The following is a 19,208-nucleotide window of genomic DNA, read 5'->3' as shown; positions in this document are numbered from 1 at the left end:
ACTGGGCTAGGATCCCACCTGTTGGATCAACAGAATCGGCACCGGGAAGTCGGTTGCTGCGAAGCAGCCAGCTTGAAGGTGGTATCCACCCCACCGGACGAAGCTCCGATAGCGATGATGCGAGGAGAGGCGTTACGTGTGAGATTTTCCATCCTTGAATTTGACCTCTCCGTCAGGGTTATGGTGAGCCGACCATCCTGTCCTCAAACGCTGCTGACCTTCGTCCGGCGCACGGCACTGGCGGCCGTGCCTTCTCCCGACAGCACATGCTGCGAGACCCAATTGACGATTCGCTGCGACGCGTCGGCACGGCATGCCGGCGCACCTTCGCCCAAAAAGCCGTGGCCCTCGTCGGGGTACAGCACCAGTTCGGTGGGCGAATCGCTGGCGCGCATGAAGCTCACAAACAGCTCTTCGGATTGGCACTTCGGGCAGCGTTCGTCCTCCTTGCCCTGCATGAACAGCGTGGGCGTGTTCGCTTTCTCGATGTGCTGCAGCGGCGACAGGCTGCGCGCCTTTTCGCGGTCGAAACGGGGCGCGGTGGCCATATAGAAAGGATCGGCGTAGTAGCCGCCGTCCGACGTGCCGTAGTGGGTCTCGATGTTGCCTACGGGCGCCATCACCACGGCCGCCTTGAAGAGGTCGGTGTGGCCGATGGTCCAGGCGGTGAGGTAGCCGCCGTACGACTTTCCGCAGACGGCCAGGCGCTCATCGCACACGCCGTCGGCCTGCAGCGAAGCAATGGCCGCCAGGTGCTGCGGCATGTCGAGCATGCCCCATAGTCCCGCGAGCCGGTGATTGAAGTCCTGTCCGAAGCTCGCGGAGCCAACGGCGTTGAGTGCGAGAATCGCCCAGCCTTGAGAGCACAGCACCTGCCAATGCACCGTGCTGTCAAAGTCCAGCAACGCATAGGCTGCGGGACCACCGTGTATGTCATTGAACAGGGGCGACGGGCCGGTGTTGTCTTTCGCACGGATGAGCCAGCCTTCGATCTCTTCAGTCTCGTCGCTGTCTCCCGGCACCTGGAAGGACACTGCATCGACCTGGATCGCCGTGCGCTCTTTCCACCAGGGGTTGAGGTCGCTGACCTGGTGCAGGCTGTTGTTGCAGTCCTGGCCACCGCACACATGCAGCTCGCATGGCTGCGCGGGGTGGTCGATGGCCATGGCGAAGTGCTTGGCCGTCCAGCCGAAAGCGCCGATCTGGTGGTCACCGCCCAGCAGCGTCTTGTGCTTCCCGTCCAGCGTCATGCGCGCGACCTCGTGGCGGCCACGGTGTGCACGCAAGAACACGAGGGTGTTGTCGTCCTTCCAGTGCACCGACATCGGGTCCGCCACCTCGACATCGCCGAGCTGCCGCGTCTTGCCGGTGGCGGTGTCGTACAGCCACAGCCAAGCCACGGCGTCGCCCGCCTGCACTGCCCCCGTGAACGCGATGTAGCGGCCCGAAGGCGACCACATGGGCTGCATGGTGTGTGCATGGGTATTCACCACGCACACATGGTTTTCGCCATCGGCCGTGCAAGTCCACAGATCGGTTTCATGCGCAAAGCGGCCTTCGCGGGTGCGGACGTAGGCAAGCTGCTGGCCGTCGTGCGAGACGCTGTGCGCCAGCACGTCGAAGGCTCCGTTGGTCAGCTGGGTGCCATCGCCCGTGGTCGCATCGATCTTGAACAGGTGGATCTCGCGCGCGAGCAAATAGCCCATGCCGTCGGATTTGTAGGGCAGCTTCCAGACCACCTCGGCCGCAGTTTTCGCGCGCGCGGGTGCAGCCTGGGTGCTGCGTGCGCCGCGCAGGTTCGGATCCACCGCCACCGCCGACGTCGCCAGCAGGGCCCGGCCGTCCGGCATCCAGCGCAGGCTGGTGGCCCCGCCCGGCAGTTGGCTGAGCTGGCGCGCTTCGCCGCCGCTGGCGCTTGCGTCACCCGCCGAGGCCATGCCCAGCAGATAGATCTGCGCGCCGCCATTGCGGTCGGAGACAAAGGCCAACTGGCGGCCATCGGGCGACCAGTGGGGCGAGTGGTCGTTGCAGTTGCCCTGCGTGATCTGGGTGCCTGCCCCGCCCGCAGGTGCAGCCGTCGGGTAGGTCCAGATCTTGGTGCGGTAGCTGTCGTTCTCACGGTCGACCGACTGGACCGTGCACGCGACACGTTCGTCCGTGGGCGAGCCTTCCAGTTCGGTGATTTTGAAATGCAGATACAGATCGGTCGCTTCAAAAGGCTTAGGCGATTCGGAAAAGCTGTTCCGGTGTTTTTGCATGTCAGCTCCAGCACACTTAGTGGATGAGTCGAACCAACTTAACCATCCGCCAGCCGGGCCCACGTAGGACGGCTTGCTGCGACAAGGTCCGGCCAAGCACTATCGGCGACAGAGTGCCTCTCACGATCTCACCAATTTCAGCGTTATGCAGCTGCCAAACGGAGTCGTGACAAAGGCCGACTGCCAGTCTTTCGACACCCGGGCCAACGTCCGCTGTTGGCCGTGGATGCAACCGATCGACGCAAGTTGCAAAAGACATCTGTTCGGCAACTGGGTGGCAACATGATGCAGCCTGCGTTCATGCCGCATTGGCAGCTCCATCTGGGTCGGCAAGCGCCAGTGGCCTGGGCTTGTCACGACCAACCGACACGCGCAGCTTGCCACTGATCTCTGACGGCATCACGCCGGCAAAGCGACCGAATGTCGCCGGCAATTGGCCTGCCACCACGGCAGCGGCCACTGCTGCATGCCATGCCCCGCACTTCCTTTCTTGGGGCAATCAGTGCCGGGTTTTCAAGATGCATTCGCGCAGTGCTTGCGCTGAAGGACTGAGCACCCGATCGCGCTTTTGAATCAGACCCAACGTTCTCCATACCTCTGGCCCTGTCAATGGCACGCCGCGGACCTCCCGATTCGATTGACGCAGCGCAAGTTGTGGGAGGGCTGCCATGCCCAGCCCAGCCTCGACCAAAGCCAATGCACCGGAGACATGATTGCACTCGTACCATGCGACGGGCTGCTCCGGCAGTTCTGCCATCACCTGGTCCAACAGCAAGCGGTTGGCGCTGAGATGTGACACCGACACCAGCCGCTTCCCAGCCAGTTCCGCCCACGCCACCTCCGCTCTGTTGGCCCACGGGTGGTCATGCGGCATGGCCAACATGTAGCGTTCACGTGTCAAAGCCTCGAACCGAAGTGACGATTCCTGGCTCCCAGTGAAGCTCACCCCGAAGTCGGCTTCTCCGCGCAGCACGCAGTCCAAGACCTGCTGGGCGCTTTCATCGATGACATGCACTTGCACTTCAGGCTGTTCCAGCGCGAAAGCCCGCAATACCGCAGGCAGCAAATGGGTGGCGACGGAGGGAATGCAGGCAACGGTGACCCGTCCACGTCGCAGCTGGAGTTGGCTAGCCACTCTCAGCACTGCGTCATCCAGCGTGGCCAGCGCTGCGCGCGCCTCCTGCAGGAACTCCTGGCCTACCGCCGTCAGTTCGACATGTCGGGTGGTGCGCTCGAGCAACCGCGCTCCCACCGCTGTCTCGAGCCGCTCTACCCGGCGACTCAAAGCCGGAGGAGACAGAAACAGGGCCTCGGCTGCCAGCCGGAAGTTGCGTTTTTCCGCCGTGACCACGAATGCCATCAATTCGCCTATGTCGAACTTAATGCGTTGCATGCAGCAATCGTTCCATAAATTGCAATTCACACAATATTACTCCGGGGATAGCATCGCGCCATGCAGGTCGACCATGTCTTGGCCTGCTCACGGAGACCTTATGAAACGACTTGCACTGACTGCTGCCGCCGCAATGGTGGCTGGATTCCCTTTGGCCTTCACGGCTGCCCATGCCCAGGATTTCCCCCCTAAAAAGCCCGTGACGATGGTGGTCGGCTTCGCTGCTGGTGGTTCAGCCGATATCGCCGCCCGGGTGATTGCCAGGAAACTCGGGGAGAACATCGGCCAGTCCGTGGTGGTGGAAAATAAACCCGGTGCAGGCGGCAACCTGGCCCATGCGCAGGTCGCCAACGGGCCCGCGGATGGTTCGATGCTGCTGTTCGGCTCCATCGGTCCATTGAGCATCGCGCCCCATTTCATGAAGCTCGCCTACGACCCGCTCAAGGATCTGGCGCCCATCACCATGGGGGTCACCTTTCCCAACGTGCTCGTTGTTCCTGCCAGCACCGGCATCAAGACCTTGGGGGAGTTCATCGCCAAGGCCAAGCGGGCTCCTGGGAAGCTGGACTTCGCGTCCACCGGGCCCGGGTCTGCCGCGCATATGGCGGGAGAGTTGCTCAATGATGTCGCCAAGATCGACACGCTGCATGTGCCTTACAAGGGCGGGGCTCCGGCCTTGCAGGATGTGCTGGGCGATCGGGTCACGTCTTTTTACGCGGCGCCACCCACCGCCTTGCCGCATATCGAGTCCGGCAAGCTCATTCCCCTGGCGACGACTGGCCTGAGCCGTCCTGCCTACCTGCCCAACGTTCCAACGGTCGCCGAGACATATCCCGGCTTCAACGCCACCAACTGGTACGCCTTCGTGGCCTCGGCGAAGACGCCAAAGCCGTTGTTGGATCGCTGGAACGTCGAGCTGGTCAAAGTGCTGAATACGCCGGAGGTCCGCGAGAACCTTCTGAAGCATGGCCAGACAGCAGCGCCAGGAAGCCGTGACGAATTGGGCAAGTTCATCGCGGCCGAGCACGGCAAGTGGGGCAGGATCGTCCGGGAACGCAAGCTCACCGCCGATTGATCGAACGGCCCAAAGGGTTCATCCGATACTGCAACGACCAAGATGGTGCGAGGGCCCGATCACCGGGCGCGATACGGCTCCAGCCCCGACTTGACGATGGCGGGGACGGCAGGCTCCGAGGAGAGAAACTTGATCAGCTCACGTGCAGCGTCCGGGTTCCTGGACGAAGCAGCGATACCCGCCGAGAAAACGGTCACGCGCTGGAGCTCTTCAGGGATCTTGCCCACGAAGTCGACACCCGGGATCGGCAGCAGCTCGCTGACCTGCTGCAGGCCGACCGCCGCATCGCCGCGCGCCACGACCGTACCCACGCGCTCGCTCAGGATGCGCCGGCTCTTGGGCTTGAGTTCATTCTCGACGCCCAGCTTCTTCATCAGCTCCGTTTCATAGTAGATGCCGCTGGCGCTGGCCGAATAGGCGATGGAGGGCGCATTCAACAACGCGCGCTTGAAGGCATCCACCGTGCCGATGTCGGGGCGCGGTGCGCCTTGCCTGACCACGACGCCGATCGAAGACTTCACCAAGTCGACCTGGCTTCCCGGGACGACCTTGCCGTCCTTGACCAGCGCATCGAGTGCGGTGCGGGCAAGTATCACGATGTCGGCAGGCTCGCCGCGTCCCAGGCGACTGGGGATGGAATCGCTGGCGCCACCGGTGGAGGCACCGTAGGCAGTCTTCACCACGTAGCCTGACTGCTTCTCGAACTGTGGCCGCAGTTCGTCATAGGCCGCGGTGAAGCCGCCAGAGGTCATCACATGCAGTTCCTTCGTGGCCGGCTGGTTGCCGACACTGCTGCACCCGGCAAGGACCAAGCCAGCGGCCAGCAAAGCGGCGCGGCGGGTGGTCTTCAGGAGAAATTTGTTCATTGTCGAAGGGGTAGATGGGAAGGAATGGAAACAGCGCCAGTCTTGCCCTGCGGAACCTGGGCGACTGAAGCGGTCAGGTCACCTGGGCAGCGTGCAAAGCCAGGTCGAATGATCGGCATTCGTGATAATTTTGTATATTGCAAGGTTTGCAATCGTTGATGCTCTGGGTGCAACTGTCAGCACAAGGGCTTGGGCAGGTCGATATGCGACCTGCATGCAAGTGCATTGCGGCTTTGCCGATTTGCGCGCTTTGGCAGCCGTGGGGAATTCAAAGCTTCAGCGCGGGGTAGATGATTTTCACCGTGGCCCGGGCGGCGCGGTGGCCTCATCTGCGTCCGGATCGCGGCCCCGACTGCGGTCGAGCCCACGCATGACGGGCGTGACCGTTATGCCGTGCATCAGGATCGACGCGAGAATCACGAGGCCGACGATGGCCCACAGGCGTTCGCCGCCCTGGACGTTTTGCATGTGGTTCAGGCCGAAGGCCAGGTAGTAAATCGAGCCGACACCGCGGATACCGAAGAACGCCAGCGTCAGCCTTTCCCGCCAATCCGCCTTGTGCCCGATCAGACCGAGAAGTCCCGTGACCGGCCGCACGACCAACAGGATGACGACCACGGCCGCAACATCGATCCATCGCAGGGCATCGAGCAGCCCGCTGACGAGGGCGCCTCCGAACAGGATGAGCAGCACCATCATCACGATGCGCTCGATCTGCCCGATCAACTCGTGCATCTGGAGATGGAAGTCGTGGTCGCGGTGCGCGTGGCGGAACGTCAGGGCGGTGACGAACACGGCGAGGAAGCCGTAGCATTGGATGAGCTCCGTCAAGCCGTAGGAGACGAACGTCGCCGATAGGGCGATCAGGCCGTCGCCGGTCTTTGCCAGCTTGGTCTTCGCGGGGACGTGGAAGGTGAGCCATCCGAAGGCGCGTCCGATGGCGTAGCCGGCGCCGACCCCGGCGCCGAGTTCCCACAGGACGTTGTAGGTGACCCACTTGGTGAACCAAGGTTCTCCAGTCGTGGCGGACAGCGACAACGCAATCGCGAGATGAACGAACGGAAATGCGAAGCCGTCGTTCATGCCCGCCTCCGAGGTCAGCCCGAACCGGACCTCGTCCTCCGCGCCCGACTTCGGCGGCCCCACCTGGACGTCGGCGGCAAGGACTGGATCGGTCGGAGCCAGGGCCGCACCGAGGAGGAGCGCTACGGTCCATGACAGACCCATCCACCATCCAGCGATGAAGGTGATCGCGGCGATGCTGAGCGGCATGGTGATGGCGATCAGCCGCCACGTGATGCCCCACGTCCGGAAGCTGAAGATCCTATCGAGTTTGAGGCCAGCTCCCATGAGGGCGATGATGACCACGAACTCGGAGAAGCGCTCGGTGATCTCAGGGTAGAGCATCGGAAGCGGATCAAGCGTCACCTGGGGCAGCCAGAAGATCGCCGCGCCCAGGCCAATGCAGACAATCGGCAGGGTCAAAGGCAGACGACGCAGCGCCAGCGGCAACCACGCCACCAAGGCAATGAGCAGCCCTGCCCCGGTCAAGACGAGAATGTAGGGGTCGGGGGCAAGATCAATTTGAAGCTGCATTCTGGTCAACTGTGGGGTTCCACGGAAGGGATCCCGTTCGCCGCGCGCATCCTCCATTCCTGGCCACGGGAACATGGCGTCGGGTTCCGGCCTTTGATCTGCATGCGAGCCCAGTACACCGTGCTTGTCCTGAGCGCTGTCGCGGTGGCTGGCCGCATGTGCATTCTGCTCTTTCTCTGGCGAGCCCACGTATCATCCACTGTCCCCGCTCACCGCAGGGTCACTGGCACTGGTATGGGCTTCGTGGCGCAGTTCCAGAATTTTCCGAGGCACCGAGAGCCACCAAACGCGGGCTTTGAGCTCGGCGCCGTGCACTTCGCAAACTGCTGCCCGTTCGCGGTGAGGCGTATGTTGCCGTGGTGCGGTGAGGTTGAATGCCCAGTGGTTTTGCAGCTTCGTGAGCGCCTGGCGGGCCGCCGCCTGGTGCAGGCAACCGCTGGTTGGCGGTCCTGACGAAGGTAGAAATATATTGCATTCGATAAGCGCCGCTTGCCGTGACCTATATGGCCTTGCTCAGCGCGGTGCGCGGTATGGCCTTGATCTTTTACATCGAAGCGGATGCAACGTCCGTAAACGGCCATCGTCAATCACTGGTACGACGCTTAGCACCCTCAGTGCGGGCTTGCCGTGGGGCGAACAATGATTTCGCTGGTATCGATATCTTCTGGCTGCGATATGGCAAAAAGGATGGCCCGCGCTACCGCCGAAGCACTGATAGCCACTTTGCGAAATTCCTTCATCGCCTGGCGGCCTGACTCATCCGAAATGCTCTCAGCCAGTTCGGATTCCGTGACACCCGGGCTGATGGTGGTCACTCGAATATCGCTGCTTTCCTGTCGCAGTCCCTCCGAGATGGCCCATACCGCATATTTGGTGGCGCAATAGACCGCTGCGGTCGGGGACACCGCATGTGCGCCTATCGAGGCGATGTTCACGACATGCCCGTGACCTTGGCGGCGCATTGCAGGCAATACAGCGGCAATGCCGTGCAGCACGCCGCGTATGTTGACGTCGATCATCCAATCCCACTCATCGACTTGCAACGCTGCCAGCGGGGACAGCGGCATGACGCCAGCGTTGTTGATGATGGCATCGAGGCGCCCGAATCGCGCAATGGCATGGTCAGCAAATGCCTGCACTTGCGCACGCTGGGTGACATCCACCTCCTTGGCCTCTGCCACCCCGCCTGCGCTCCGGATGTCGGCCACGATATGCTGCAGTTTTTCCATACGGCGCGCGCCCAGCACTACGGTGGCGCCGTTGGCGGCCAGAAGCCTCGCCGTGGATTCGCCGATACCGCTGCTGGCACCAGTGATCAAAATGACTTTATCGAGTTGCTTGCTCATACGGAACTTTCTGCGTGCAATCGCCGCTGTGCATGGAAAGTCCAAACTGTATGTATCCTCTTGTGTCTAGAGAAGTGTGCCAATGGTGAACAATTTGGTTAGAGTGCCTAACCAATGAAAGACGATCTCCATCTACCTCTGTTGCACTGCTTTGTGGCGGTTGCCAAAGCGCAAAGTTTCCGCGCGGCAGCGGACCAGCTGGGCGTGACACGCTCAGCTGTGAGCCAGGCCATGCGTCGGCTGGAAGACCAACTGGGTACTGCCCTGGTGTACCGCACAACCCGCCATGTACGCCTGACCGAGGCAGGTCAGGCCCTCCATCAGCAAATCAGCGGGCCCTTGGCCGTGGTTAACGCGGCGCTGGAAGAAGCGGCCCACGACGGCCCGGCGCGAGGGCTGTTGCGCGTGGCCGTCACATCCATTGCCGAGCGGTTTCTGTCAGGTCCATTGATCAGCTCCTTCATCGCCGCACATCCTGAAGTCACATTGGATGTGACCGTCACAGATGATGAATCGGACATCATTGCAGCCGGATTCGACGCAGGCGTGCGTCTTGGGGAAGTCATTGAACAGGACATGATTGCCATCCCTTTGACCGGGCCTCAACGGCAAGTCGTGGTGGCTTCGCCGGAGTATTTTGCGGAACACGGAACGCCGCAGCATCCCAATGATCTTTTAAACCACCACTGCATCGGCTGGCGCGCGAGGCTGGAGACTGCACCCTACCGCTGGGAATTTCAAGAAGAAGGACGCGATTTCAGCCTCGCCATAGCCTCCCGCGTGACCTCCAATGACATGCTGCTGATGATCCGGACCGCACTGGCCCATGGCGGCATCACCATCGGTATGCAAGAAACTTTCCGGCCCTATATCGAACGTGGGGAACTGGTCTCTGTTTTGGACAGCTATTTGCCCAACTTCCCCGGTTTTTATCTCTATTACTCCAGCCGTAGAAATCAGCCGCGCAAGTTACGGGCGTTGGTCGAACATGTGAGATCGTGGTCTCAGGCATCCGGCTCTTCGCATTCTGCCGCTCCAGCCGGAACGAGAGCTTAAGGCTTCTCGCAGCCTTAAGTGTCGGGTCCGGATGATTGCGCACGTTCTTGACCACTTTATCTTGTATCGATTGACAGCTACGTGCCGACACGAGCCTGCTGCGGATGCAGAAGCGGTCTTTTAGGCCCGTACGTAGTGAACCGCGCAATCGAGCGGCCTGTCCCGAGGAGGAAGCAGTCGTTAAGGCGCAGGGACTTTCACCGGCTGGTGTTGGTGGTTGCTGCAGTACAGGCCCTGGGCTGTAAATGACTCAGATCACACTAAAGCGGTCATCCAAGAAAAACGTTGCTGCGTGTGGTCAACCCAGGGAGTGCCCGCGCTGGTGGATGTCTTGCCCGCCGCCGTGTCGGTGTTTGCAGCCGTGCACGCGCGTGGGCAGGGCAGTTAAGTCAGGACAAGCGGCGCTTATCGTTTTCAGGGGAGACGTCACCCGGCTTGTTCGACAAGCCGCTGGCGCCTGCAACATTCGCCCTCACGATCCGATCGCGAACCGTGGTTGCAAGCAGTCCCCTGCGCGGCCATCAAGGCTTTTTCAGCTGGCCCAGATACTCGCGCAGCAACGCCACGCGCCGCGGGCGAAAACTGCTGCGCGTGCTCTCGACGGCGGTGATGCGCGCGGCCGCGAATTTGCGAAAGCCCTGGCGCATGCAGCACCAGGCCAGCACGACCAGCATATGGTCCAGATAGACGATGGCCAGCGGCCAGATGGTGCGCTGCGTCTCCTGGCCGTGCAGGTCCGTGTAATGGATCAGCAAGGCCTCTTCACGCCAGCAGCCTTCGCGCAGCAATGGCATGTGCGGCAGTTCCGGATAGCGGTCTTCGAGGCGATGCACCTGCGACACCGCGTGCAGCATCTGCTGCTGGCTGGCCGAAGGCAGGGTGGCGGCGACCGTAGGCGGAAATTGGCTCTCTAACATCGGCGACTTAATCAGTTATCTGTGGGAGTGGTGGTCAGCTGATGAGTCGACCTGCAACCTTGTGGGGAAGTGATAGCCATCCGCACAAGTAGCTAGCTAAGTCGGAAGTTGAAGTCCCCTCGAATTCCTGAGCCAGTCAGAAGTAGAGGTTGGGGACAGTTTGACACGGTACGGCTGGATTTGGCAGAAAGATTCATGGAGCAGTGGTGGTTGTAGCGGTGCAGTCAAGCGGCTGTCGCCCTTCCTGTGCCACGTCTTGGCAATATGTTTGCGAATGCAGCACTGTTCCATGTGCCCAGCCAGACGTAGCCTCAGGCGCTGCTTCAACTCCACGTCGGAAGTTTGTCGTTTCCATGCGTACAGGTTACTCCTTTAGCTAACGATAAGCAGTGAGTTGTCCCGCTGTGTGGCTGTGCATCGCTGCCTGTAAAACCTCCCATGCCGTGCATTTTCCTCATCATCCTGCGCTGGGAAGCGCAGAGCGATGGCGCTTTTCCCCGATGTTTTTTGTCTTCTTTGATTTAATTTAAACTTATTGACGCATCATATCCCTCATTGTGGTGTGTCTCGTTTAATTCGAATTCGTGGAAATAGCATCGCCCATGAAGAGCACTGCGTCAGCAGCCGAGCGGGGGCAACGAGCCGCGTGAGGCCATTCCGCGAGAAGCGGATCTGTAAGCCAAGGTAGAAGCTGGCATTCGGCCGCGTGAGCCGGGCCGGGTGGCGATCGGCGGTCACCATCAGGGGGCAGGGCAGGCATGACCGCGGGACATGAACCAAGGCTGACATCCGGTTTTTGTGCCAGTCCGACGCGCTGGAATGCCGACTGCCGCAGCCATGGCTCGGGGCTGCCCATTGCCGCGGCCATTGCGCGCATTTGCGGTGGTGGGGCGTTCATTGGGTGTTTGGGCGGTAGCACGTGTGTAGGGCGTGCGGTGCGGAGCGGCGTCGGCACATGAGAGTCAGGGCTTGGGCTCATCAAGCTGACTTGAGATGCTCGAACAGGGTCAATGCCCGATGCCGCGGGAGCAGGGCGTTGCCCATCCCTCGCGCCCTCCAGTCTGCGGCGGCTCGAGGAGGTGGCTGCATGGCATCCAGCGCCGCCATGGCGAAGGTGGTCAGGCCGATTGCCGGCGCCATGGCAAGGCTGTCGGCGCACGGGGAGGGCAGGCCCAGCCCGACGCCCTGGCCATCGATGCCGGAGGCGGATGCGGTAATCGCCAGCGGCGAGAAGCCGGGGCATTCGGTCTTTTCACCTTTCGCCTGCAAGACTGCAACGTGACCCGCAACCTCTAGCTACCCAGGGGCGGAAGTGCGAGGAAGGCGATCCCGTGTTGCAGGCTTTCACGGGCTGCGATGGGGCAGCTCCCGAAGCCCAGCGGCGATGGGTGGTTGTGTCGAGGACACCGAAGAGGCACCGTTGCCGACGGTGGTCGACGCGCCGAAGTGTCCACAGCACCCCATGCATGTGGGGTAAATCCAACGCTACAAGATGTATCCATGGCTGTGCCAGCCCTTTAGCGCATCCGAATGAAAATTATTGAGCATGAAGATGTGAATGAGAGTGACTTGTATTTAATAATCTCGTCCGTTCGTTGCAGGATGCCGCGTTGCCGCCGTCCTGCGCCGACTTTTCGACCCAATTCGAATCCATAACAGTCACTTTCATTCCATGTCCTCTTCCTGCGCTCGTCTGCCGCATGCCGGCCCGTTCACGCCCACCGAACTCTCCCGCGGGCTGCGCCTGTGCCTGGGCGCCTGCCTGGCCATTGCAGCGGCTGGCGCGGCGGCCCAGACCTCATCCACTGCCGCGAATCGGCTGGGTGACGTGACGGTCACCGACCAGGCGGCCTCCATTGGCGGCCTGCAGAAGACCTATTCCGGCGGCCAGCTGGCGCGCGGCGGCGACCTGGGCATCCTTGGGCGCACCGACCTGATGAACGTGCCGTTCAGCACCACCAACTACACCTCGACCTATATCGAGAACCAGCAGGCGCTCAACATCTCCGACGTGGTGATGAGCGACGCCTCGGTGCGCACGCTGCAGGCGCGCGGCGGCTACGGCGAGGACTTCCAGGTGCGCGGCCTGACGATCGGCGCACGGGATGTCGCGGTCAACGGCCTGTATGGGCTGTCGCCGGCCACGCGCATGCCGCTGGAAGTGATCGAGCGCGTCGAGGTGCTCAAGGGCCCGGGCTCGTTCACCAACGGCGTCGGCCCTAAGGAAAGCGTCGGCGGCGCGATCAATGTGGTGACCAAGCGCGCCGGCGACGTGCCGCTGACGCGTGTCACCGGCACCTATATGGGCAAGGCGCAGTTCGGCACGCATCTGGATGTGGGCCGCCGCTTTGGCGAGGACAACGAGTGGGGCGTGCGCGCCAATGGCGTGTGGCGCAACGGCGAAGGCAATATCGATGGCGGCCGCCAGCGCCTGGGCCTGGGCGCGCTGGGCGTGGACTACGCCGGCGCCCGCCTGCGCTGGTCGGCCGATCTGCTCTACACCAAGGGCAAATCGGTGAACTACCGCCCGCAGGCCGGCTTCCTGGCCGGCATCACCGAGCTGCCTGCCGTGCCGGACCCGCGCCAGACCTTCTATCCGGGCGCGAAGCTCGCGGACGATGCCAAGACCGCGCTCACGCGCATCGAGTACGACCTGAGCGACAGCACCACCGTCTATGGCGGCATCGGCTACAGCGAAGTGACCAGCGACCAGGATTTCCCCACCGCATTCCCGCGGATCAACTCCGCCGGCAACTTCGGCGTGCAGAACGGCTATTACGACGAGTACAACAAGACCACCGCAGCCGACGTGGGCCTGCGCACGCGTTTCAAGACCGGCGATGTGGGCCATACGGTGGCAGTCACGGCCAATGGCCTGCAGCGCGAGACCGGCTTTTTCTACCAGCTGACGCCCAGGCCGGGCGCTGCTTCCAATATCTACAACCCCGCGCCGCTGCCTGCGATCAACTTTGCACGCGGCACGCCTACCAAGTCCGCGGAACTGTCGCTGCGCAGCGTCGCGGTGGTCGATACCCTGGCGTTCTACAACGACCGGCTGCTGGTCACGCTGGGTGCGCGCCATCAGAACATCGAGCAAAAGAGCGTCAACGGCTCCACGCCCTACGATGCCAGCTCGGTCACGCCGCTGGCGGGCGTGGTTTTCAAGGCCACGCAGAACGTCTCGGTCTACGCCAACCATACCTCGGGCCTGTCGGCCGGTGGCACGGCGGGTGCGGGCACGGCCAATGTGGGCCAGGTGTTCGCGCCGCAGAAGACCAAGCAGAATGAAATCGGCGTCAAGGCCGACTGGGGCCGCCTGCTGACCCAGGCCGCGATCTACGAGATCAAGCGGCCGATTGCCACGACCGATCCCACCACGCTGGTCTACAGCTTCGGCGGCGAGCAGCGCTACCGCGGCCTGGAGCTGACGGCCTATGGCGAAGTGCAGCGCGGCCTGCGCCTGATGGCCAGCGCCGCCTTCAATGACGCCAAGCTGACCAGGACGCAGGGCGGCGTGAACCAGGGCAACGACGCCAACGGCGTGCCCGATCGCACCTTCAATGTCGGGCTGGACTGGGATACGCCCTGGGTGCCGGGCCTGAGCCTCAACGGCCGCGTGATCAACACGTCCTCCATGTGGTACGACGCCGCCAACCTGCTGCGCATGCCGTCGTGGACCCGCGTGGACCTGGGCGCGCGCTATGCCACCAAGTTCGGCAACCAGCCGGTGGTGCTGCGCGCCAATCTGGAAAACGTCGCCAACAAGGCTTATTGGGTGACGGCCGCAGGCTACGCCACCGTGGGCGCGCCGCGCACGCTGATGCTGTCGGCCCAGGTCGATTTCTAAACCTCAAGGAAAAATGATGAACCGCATGATCTCCATGGCCAGCGCCACGCTGGCCCTGCTGGGCTTTGCCCACGCCGCACAGGCGCACCAGATCTGGATCGAGCAGCCCGCCGGCCAGCAAAACGCCATCGTGCGCTTCGGCGAATTCGGCGAGAACCTGCGCGAGGCCTCGCCCGGGCTGCTGGACAAGTTCGGCCAGCCCACGGCCACGCTGATCGCAGGCCAGGGCGAGAAGGCCGCCGAGGTGCGCAAGGCCGCCGACGGCTTTGCCCTGTCGTTCGGCGCGGCGCGTGGCGAGTCCATCGTTGCCGCCGATGAGCGCTATCCGCTCTATACCTGGAAGAAGGACGGCAAGGACACGCTCAACCGCTACTACCCCGCGGCGCGCCTGATCACCAGCTTCGCGGCCCAGTCCCCGAAGCTGGCGCTGGACCTGGTGCCCACGGGCAAGGATGGCGAATTCAAGCTGTACCTCAAGGGGCAGCCCAAGGCCGGCGCCAAGGTCGCGCTGGTCACGCAGTCCGGCTGGGCCAAGGAGGCGCAGACCGACGCGCAAGGCCTGGTGCAGTTCGACATGCCGTGGAAGGGCACCTACGTGGCCGAGGTCAGCGTCAACGACGCCACCGCGGGCGAGCGCGCGGGCGCGGGCGGCACGGAGAAGTTCGATGCCGTCAGCTATGTGACCTCGCTCACCTATGTGAAGCCCGACGGCGTGGAGCCGATTCCGGCGCCACCCGCGGCTGCGCCGAACCAATGAGCGCGCTGCCCGGCCGCGGCTGGCGCACGGTCGCGCTGGTCTCGCGCATCGTGGCCGCGCTGCTGGGCGGCTATGCGCTGGCCGCGCTGACCAGCCTGGCCGCGCTGGCGCTGCCGATGGACAAGATCCAGGGCATGCTCACCGGCATGCTGCTGAGTTTCGTGGTCTACGCCGGCGCGGTGATCTGGGTGTTCGCGGCGCGCAGCGCGCGCCGCGCCTGGGCCGGCCTGTTGGTCGCGGCGCTGCCGCTGCTGCTCGCGTCTTGGTCCGCACGGGCGGCCCACGTTTCTTTCTGAGCTCGACTCCATGCCAAAACCTCTACCCGTGCCGGCCAAGGCACCGGGCCTGCGCCAGACGATGGCGGACCTGCACACCTGGACCGGCCTGCTGCTGGGCTGGTTCCTCTACGCGATGTTCCTCACCGGCACGGTGAGCTATTTCAAGGACGAATTGTCGCAATGGGCGCGGCCCGAACTGGCGCGCCAGGTCGAGCTGCCGGACCCCGCCGCCGCGGCGCAGCGCGTGGCCGATGCGCTCGCGCGCATCGCGCCGGGCAGCCCGCAGTGGGGCATGCGCATGCCTGATGCGCGCAACAACACCGTCTCCTCGTTCTGGCGCAACCCGCCGGGGCAACCCGCGCCGCGCGCTTTCGGCGAAGGCAACTTCGACCCGGCGACGGGCGAGGCCGTCTCCGCGCGCGCGACCCAGGGCGGCGAATTCTTCTTCCGCTTCCACTTCCAGTTCCACTACCTGCCCGCGATCTGGGGCCGCTGGCTCGCGGGGCTGGCGGCCATGTTCATGCTGGTGGCCATCATCAGCGGCGTCATCACGCACAAGAAGATCTTCGTCGACTTCTTCACCTTCCGCGGCGGCAAGGGCCAGCGCTCCTGGCTCGACGCGCACAACGCGCTGTCGGTGTTCGGGCTGCCCTTCCATTTGATGATCACCTACACCGGGCTGGTCACGCTGATGGCGCTGTACATGCCCTGGGGCGAGCAGGCGGCCATCCAGACCGCGGCGGAAAAGAGGCAGCTCACCAACGAGCTCAGCGTGTTCATTCCTCCGGGCAAGCCCAGCGGCCAGCCCGCGGCGCTGGCGCCGGTCGACGCCATGGTGCGCCAGGCGCAGGCCGTCTGGGGCACGCACAACATCGGCGGCGTGACCATCACCCAGCCCGGCGACGCCGCGGCGCGCGTGGCGGTGGCGCGCGGCAGCGCCGGACGGGTGTCGATGAGCCCGCAATACATGCTGTTCGAGGGCAGCACCGGCCGGCTGCTGGAGACGCACGACGGGGTCGGCCCGGCCGCCGAGACCCGCGGCGTGCTGTATGCGCTGCACCTGGGGCGTTTCAGCGACCTTTCGCTGCGCTGGCTGTATTTCATCGTGAGCCTGGCCGGTACCGCCATGGTCGGCACCGGCCTGGTGATGTGGACCGTCAAGCGCCGCGCGAAGCTGGCCGATCCCGAGCGGCCGTATTTCGGTTTCCGTCTGGTCGAGCGGCTGAACATCGCCGCCATTGCCGGGCTGTCGATCGCCATGGCGGGCTTTCTCTGGGCCAACCGGCTGCTGCCCGCGCAGCTGCCCCAGCGCGGCGATTGGGAGATGCACGCCTTCTTTGCCGTCTGGGCACTGGCGCTGCTGCACGCGCTGCTGCGGCCGGCGCGGCGCGCCTGGATCGAGCAGCTGTGGCTGGCCACGGCCGTGCTGGCGCTGCTGCCGGTGCTCAACGCGCTGACCACCGAGCGCCCGCTGTGGCGCAGCCTGTCCGAAGGCGACTGGGTGTTTGCCGGCATGGACCTGGTGCTGTGGGCGTTCGCCGCGCTGCATGCGGCGCTGGCGCTGCGCACCCTGCGCCACCGTGCGCGCGTGCCGGCCGGGCCGCGCGCGCGTGCGGCGCAACTGCAAGCCGGGGAGGCGGCATGATGCATCTGCTGATGCTCGCGGGCTGCACCGCGGGAATGTGCGCCTTGGCCGCCGCCACCGAACGCCAGCAGGCGCTCTGGTTCGGCCGCCTGCTGTCCGCCCGCAGCACGCGGTGGCTCCGGGCCACGGGCTGGCTGCTGCTGCTGCTGTGCCTGGCGGGCGCAGTGCGCGGCTGGGGGTGGAGCTTCGGGCTGGTGGCGTACACCGGGCATACCAGCCTGGCTGCCGGGCTCGTTTACCTGGGGCTCATCCTGGGGGCGCGCGAGGGCAGATCCGGCGCCCGCTGACTGGCAGGCAGGTGCGCAGCAGGCGCTTGGGTCGAGCGCCTGTGGGCGTGCCGCTTGCTGACGTGGCCGCTATTGCGTGGAGCAACTGAAGCTGGCTGCCACGTTGATATCGCCGCTGCCGTTGTAGCGCGGATAGGCGGGATAGTCGCACAGCGGCCGGGTGCGGCCCGGCACCCCGGCGGTGTCGGCCACGGTCTGGCTCGGAGGCAGGGTGCCTTTCTCGACCCAGTTCTCGAGAGTCGACAGGGAATCCCAGGCGGCATTGAAGACCGTGCTCACGGCATGTCCGTAGCCCGGAATCTCGTAGTAGCGCAGGAACGAGTCGGCGCGCGCCTGGCCCATGGTGGCGCGTACGCGCTCGACATATTGGGCGGTGGCGCGCGTGCTCACCAGCGCGTCGCCGGTGCCGTGGGCGATCAGCACCTTGCCGCCCTTCGACTGGAACGCCGTCAGGTCGGTCTTGTTGACGTCCTGCAGTGCGCTCAGCGCGCTGATGCGCTCCTGCCAGCGGCCGGGGTTCTGCGGATCCAGCGTCAGCGCGTTGAAGTTGGGGTCGCGCGTCACGAAAAAGCGCACCCACTGGTCCCAGAAGATGCTGCCATAGGGGGCGCCGTTGGGCATCGGGCTGGCGGGCTGGGCGCTGCTCAGGGCAAGGAAGGAGACGGTGGCCTGCAGGGGGCTCGGGTGGGGCATGCCGAAGTCGGTGCCCCAGGTATTGAAGCCCGGGTACTGGGTCTCGCCGCTGGCGAGCGCATAGCCGAAGGTGATCGGGGTGTTGATGACATTGAACGCCGCGATCTGGGCGTCCGACAGGCAGCTGTCGCCCGTGTCGAGGCCGCCGGCGCAGCGCAGCGCGGCGCCGTTGACGGTGGCGGTCATCGGATCGAAGCTCCGGTTGCAGGACCGGATGTCGCTGACCAGGCCATCGACCACGCCGTCGAGCCCGTCGCATGCCTGGAGCGAGGCGTCATACAGCTGCTTGCGTTTGGCAGCGTTGGGATAGGCACCGGGCTGCGCGAGCGCGCGCGTGATGCGGCCGAACTGCAGGTCGAGGCTGGCGGCCGCGCCCGCGGGATACAGCGCGATCACCCCGTCCCAGTCCTGCGGCCAGCGCTGCGCCACCGCCAGCGCTTCGCGGCCGCCCGTCGAGCCGCCGGCAAAATAGGCTTTGGTCGGGTTGCCCGCGGCATAGCGCGCGTTGATGACCGCCATGGCGACGTCGCGCGTCTTCTTCAGCGCGTCGCCGGCAAAATTCCTCAGCGCCTCGTCGTTGACGCCAAACGAGCCATCCTGGCTGCCGAGCGCCCCTGCCTGGTGCCCGGAATCGCTGGCGAAGGTCGCGTAGCCGCGGCCCAGCGGAGTCGCCTGGGCGGTCGGCCCGGCCGGCACGTTGCCCGTCACCGAAGGCTGGATGCCGTTGTAGCCGCCACCCCCGAACATCATCGCCTTGCCGTTCCATGTGGTGGGCAGTGCCATCTGCATCATGATCTTCGGCGCCGCGGGGTCGACTGGTGAAATCGCGGCGCTGACCCGGCAGAAATCGGGAGTTGCGCCCGCCGCCGCGACCTGGGTGGCGGCGGTGACCACCGCACCCGTGGTCGGCAGCCCGATGCTGGTGGCGGCGATCGCCATTCCGTTCAGATCCGCGCAGCCCAGGGGCTGCGCCATGGGCGGGTCTTCACCGCCGTTGCCGCCGCATGCGACCAGCACGGCCGAGGCCGAGAGGGACAGCAGCAGGATGAAGGGGCGTGGAGGGCGCTGGGGTTGTCGCATGTTGTCTCCTTGTGTGGAAGATCGCGGGTCGTGGGGCAGGTTGCAATGCAGGTCAACCTGCTCGACAGTGTCTGGAGGGGATACTGCGCGGTCCATCCACGTTTGCACTTACAC

The 19,208-nt window shown here is 64.3% G+C and carries 15 protein-coding genes; 7 read left to right on the top strand and 8 right to left on the bottom strand.

The genetic code is table 11. The annotated features are described in order from the left end of the window. Positions 1-203: 203 nt before the first annotated feature. The gene (locus M9799_RS19035) at positions 204-2,258 is read right to left on the bottom strand and encodes a S9 family peptidase (RefSeq protein WP_231043666.1); all 2,055 of its coding nucleotides are present in this window, start codon (positions 2,256-2,258) and stop codon (positions 204-206) included. 499 nt (positions 2,259-2,757) lie between these two features. Beyond that, positions 2,758-3,651 carry a LysR family transcriptional regulator gene (locus M9799_RS19030; protein WP_231043667.1) on the bottom strand — a complete coding sequence of 298 codons (894 nt, stop codon included), beginning with the start codon at positions 3,649-3,651 and terminating at the stop codon, positions 2,758-2,760. A gap of 100 nt (positions 3,652-3,751) precedes the next feature. Here M9799_RS19030 and M9799_RS19025 point away from each other — a divergent pair, with 100 nt between their 5' ends. Further along, positions 3,752-4,726, top strand: coding sequence for a Bug family tripartite tricarboxylate transporter substrate binding protein (locus tag M9799_RS19025; RefSeq protein WP_231043668.1), 975 nt, complete (start codon positions 3,752-3,754; stop codon positions 4,724-4,726). Between the two features lie 59 nt (positions 4,727-4,785). On the opposite strand, the gene M9799_RS19020 is transcribed toward M9799_RS19025, so the two are convergent. From M9799_RS19020 to M9799_RS19010, 3 genes are all read right to left on the bottom strand, one after another. After that, positions 4,786-5,592 carry a substrate-binding domain-containing protein gene (locus M9799_RS19020; protein ID WP_231043669.1) on the bottom strand — a complete coding sequence of 269 codons (807 nt, stop codon included), beginning with the start codon at positions 5,590-5,592 and terminating at the stop codon, positions 4,786-4,788. Between the two features lie 297 nt (positions 5,593-5,889). Beyond that, entirely contained in the window at positions 5,890-7,188 is a 1,299-nt protein-coding gene (locus tag M9799_RS19015) for a cation:proton antiporter (protein ID WP_231043670.1), read from the bottom strand. A gap of 611 nt (positions 7,189-7,799) precedes the next feature. Next, the gene (locus M9799_RS19010) at positions 7,800-8,534 is read right to left on the bottom strand and encodes an SDR family oxidoreductase (protein ID WP_231043671.1); all 735 of its coding nucleotides are present in this window, start codon (positions 8,532-8,534) and stop codon (positions 7,800-7,802) included. Positions 8,535-8,648: 114 nt separating this feature from the next. Here M9799_RS19010 and M9799_RS19005 point away from each other — a divergent pair, with 114 nt between their 5' ends. Then, positions 8,649-9,590 carry a LysR family transcriptional regulator gene (locus M9799_RS19005; RefSeq protein WP_231043672.1) on the top strand — a complete coding sequence of 314 codons (942 nt, stop codon included), beginning with the start codon at positions 8,649-8,651 and terminating at the stop codon, positions 9,588-9,590. A gap of 521 nt (positions 9,591-10,111) precedes the next feature. Here M9799_RS19005 and M9799_RS19000 read toward each other — a convergent pair. Together M9799_RS19000 and M9799_RS18995 are read right to left on the bottom strand one after the other, a co-directional pair. Beyond that, entirely contained in the window at positions 10,112-10,507 is a 396-nt protein-coding gene (locus M9799_RS19000; protein WP_231043673.1) for a helix-turn-helix transcriptional regulator, read from the bottom strand. A gap of 978 nt (positions 10,508-11,485) precedes the next feature. Next, a complete protein-coding gene (locus M9799_RS18995; RefSeq protein ID WP_231043674.1) occupies positions 11,486-11,776 on the bottom strand; it encodes a hypothetical protein in 291 nt (96 codons plus the stop codon). A 403-nt stretch (positions 11,777-12,179) separates the two neighbouring features. On the opposite strand from M9799_RS18995, the gene M9799_RS18990 reads away from it, so the two are divergent. Genes M9799_RS18990 through M9799_RS18970 form a run of 5 tightly spaced genes read left to right on the top strand, consistent with a single transcriptional unit; the run spans position 12,180 to position 17,321 of the window. After that, positions 12,180-14,354, top strand: coding sequence for a TonB-dependent receptor (locus tag M9799_RS18990; protein ID WP_231043675.1), 2,175 nt, complete (start codon positions 12,180-12,182; stop codon positions 14,352-14,354). Between the two features lie 25 nt (positions 14,355-14,379). Further along, a complete protein-coding gene (locus tag M9799_RS18985) occupies positions 14,380-15,111 on the top strand; it encodes a DUF4198 domain-containing protein (RefSeq protein WP_263726226.1) in 732 nt (243 codons plus the stop codon). After that, positions 15,108-15,407: a DUF3649 domain-containing protein gene (locus M9799_RS18980; RefSeq protein ID WP_231043677.1), complete on the top strand. Its 300-nt coding sequence runs from the start codon at positions 15,108-15,110 to the stop codon at positions 15,405-15,407. Before M9799_RS18985 ends, M9799_RS18980 begins: the two co-directional genes overlap by 4 nt. Before the next feature lie 10 nt (positions 15,408-15,417). Continuing rightward, entirely contained in the window at positions 15,418-17,034 is a 1,617-nt protein-coding gene (locus M9799_RS18975; RefSeq protein WP_231043678.1) for a PepSY-associated TM helix domain-containing protein, read from the top strand. Further along, positions 17,031-17,321, top strand: a complete 291-nt coding sequence (locus tag M9799_RS18970) for a DUF3325 domain-containing protein (protein ID WP_231043679.1) — start codon at positions 17,031-17,033, stop codon at positions 17,319-17,321. Before M9799_RS18975 ends, M9799_RS18970 begins: the two co-directional genes overlap by 4 nt. A gap of 69 nt (positions 17,322-17,390) precedes the next feature. Here M9799_RS18970 and M9799_RS18965 read toward each other — a convergent pair whose 3' ends face one another. Beyond that, entirely contained in the window at positions 17,391-19,094 is a 1,704-nt protein-coding gene (locus M9799_RS18965; RefSeq protein WP_231043680.1) for a tannase/feruloyl esterase family alpha/beta hydrolase, read from the bottom strand. Positions 19,095-19,208 lie beyond the last annotated feature (114 nt).

The sequence above is a fragment of the Comamonas endophytica genome (assembly GCF_023634805.2).
Lineage (GTDB): Bacteria > Pseudomonadota > Gammaproteobacteria > Burkholderiales > Burkholderiaceae_C > Comamonas > Comamonas endophytica.
This window is presented reverse-complemented; position numbering and strand designations above follow the sequence as displayed.

Excerpts from the sequence above, each read along its gene's own strand:
- M9799_RS19005 (WP_231043672.1), top strand. The coding sequence starts at position 8,649 with ATGAAAGACGATCTCCATCTACCTCTGTTGCACTGCTTTGTGGCGGTT.
- M9799_RS18965 (WP_231043680.1), bottom strand. The coding sequence starts at position 19,094 with ATGCGACAACCCCAGCGCCCTCCACGCCCCTTCATCCTGCTGCTGTCC.
- M9799_RS19030 (WP_231043667.1), bottom strand. The coding sequence starts at position 3,651 with ATGCAACGCATTAAGTTCGACATAGGCGAATTGATGGCATTCGTGGTC.
- M9799_RS19035 (WP_231043666.1), bottom strand. The coding sequence starts at position 2,258 with ATGCAAAAACACCGGAACAGCTTTTCCGAATCGCCTAAGCCTTTTGAA.
- M9799_RS19000 (WP_231043673.1), bottom strand. The coding sequence starts at position 10,507 with ATGTTAGAGAGCCAATTTCCGCCTACGGTCGCCGCCACCCTGCCTTCG.
- M9799_RS19020 (WP_231043669.1), bottom strand. The coding sequence starts at position 5,592 with ATGAACAAATTTCTCCTGAAGACCACCCGCCGCGCCGCTTTGCTGGCC.
- M9799_RS18975 (WP_231043678.1), top strand. The coding sequence starts at position 15,418 with ATGCCAAAACCTCTACCCGTGCCGGCCAAGGCACCGGGCCTGCGCCAG.
- M9799_RS19010 (WP_231043671.1), bottom strand. The coding sequence starts at position 8,534 with ATGAGCAAGCAACTCGATAAAGTCATTTTGATCACTGGTGCCAGCAGC.
- M9799_RS18985 (WP_263726226.1), top strand. The coding sequence starts at position 14,380 with ATGATCTCCATGGCCAGCGCCACGCTGGCCCTGCTGGGCTTTGCCCAC.
- M9799_RS19025 (WP_231043668.1), top strand. The coding sequence starts at position 3,752 with ATGAAACGACTTGCACTGACTGCTGCCGCCGCAATGGTGGCTGGATTC.
- M9799_RS18990 (WP_231043675.1), top strand. The coding sequence starts at position 12,180 with ATGTCCTCTTCCTGCGCTCGTCTGCCGCATGCCGGCCCGTTCACGCCC.
- M9799_RS18970 (WP_231043679.1), top strand. The coding sequence starts at position 17,031 with ATGATGCATCTGCTGATGCTCGCGGGCTGCACCGCGGGAATGTGCGCC.
- M9799_RS19015 (WP_231043670.1), bottom strand. The coding sequence starts at position 7,188 with ATGCAGCTTCAAATTGATCTTGCCCCCGACCCCTACATTCTCGTCTTG.
- M9799_RS18980 (WP_231043677.1), top strand. The coding sequence starts at position 15,108 with ATGAGCGCGCTGCCCGGCCGCGGCTGGCGCACGGTCGCGCTGGTCTCG.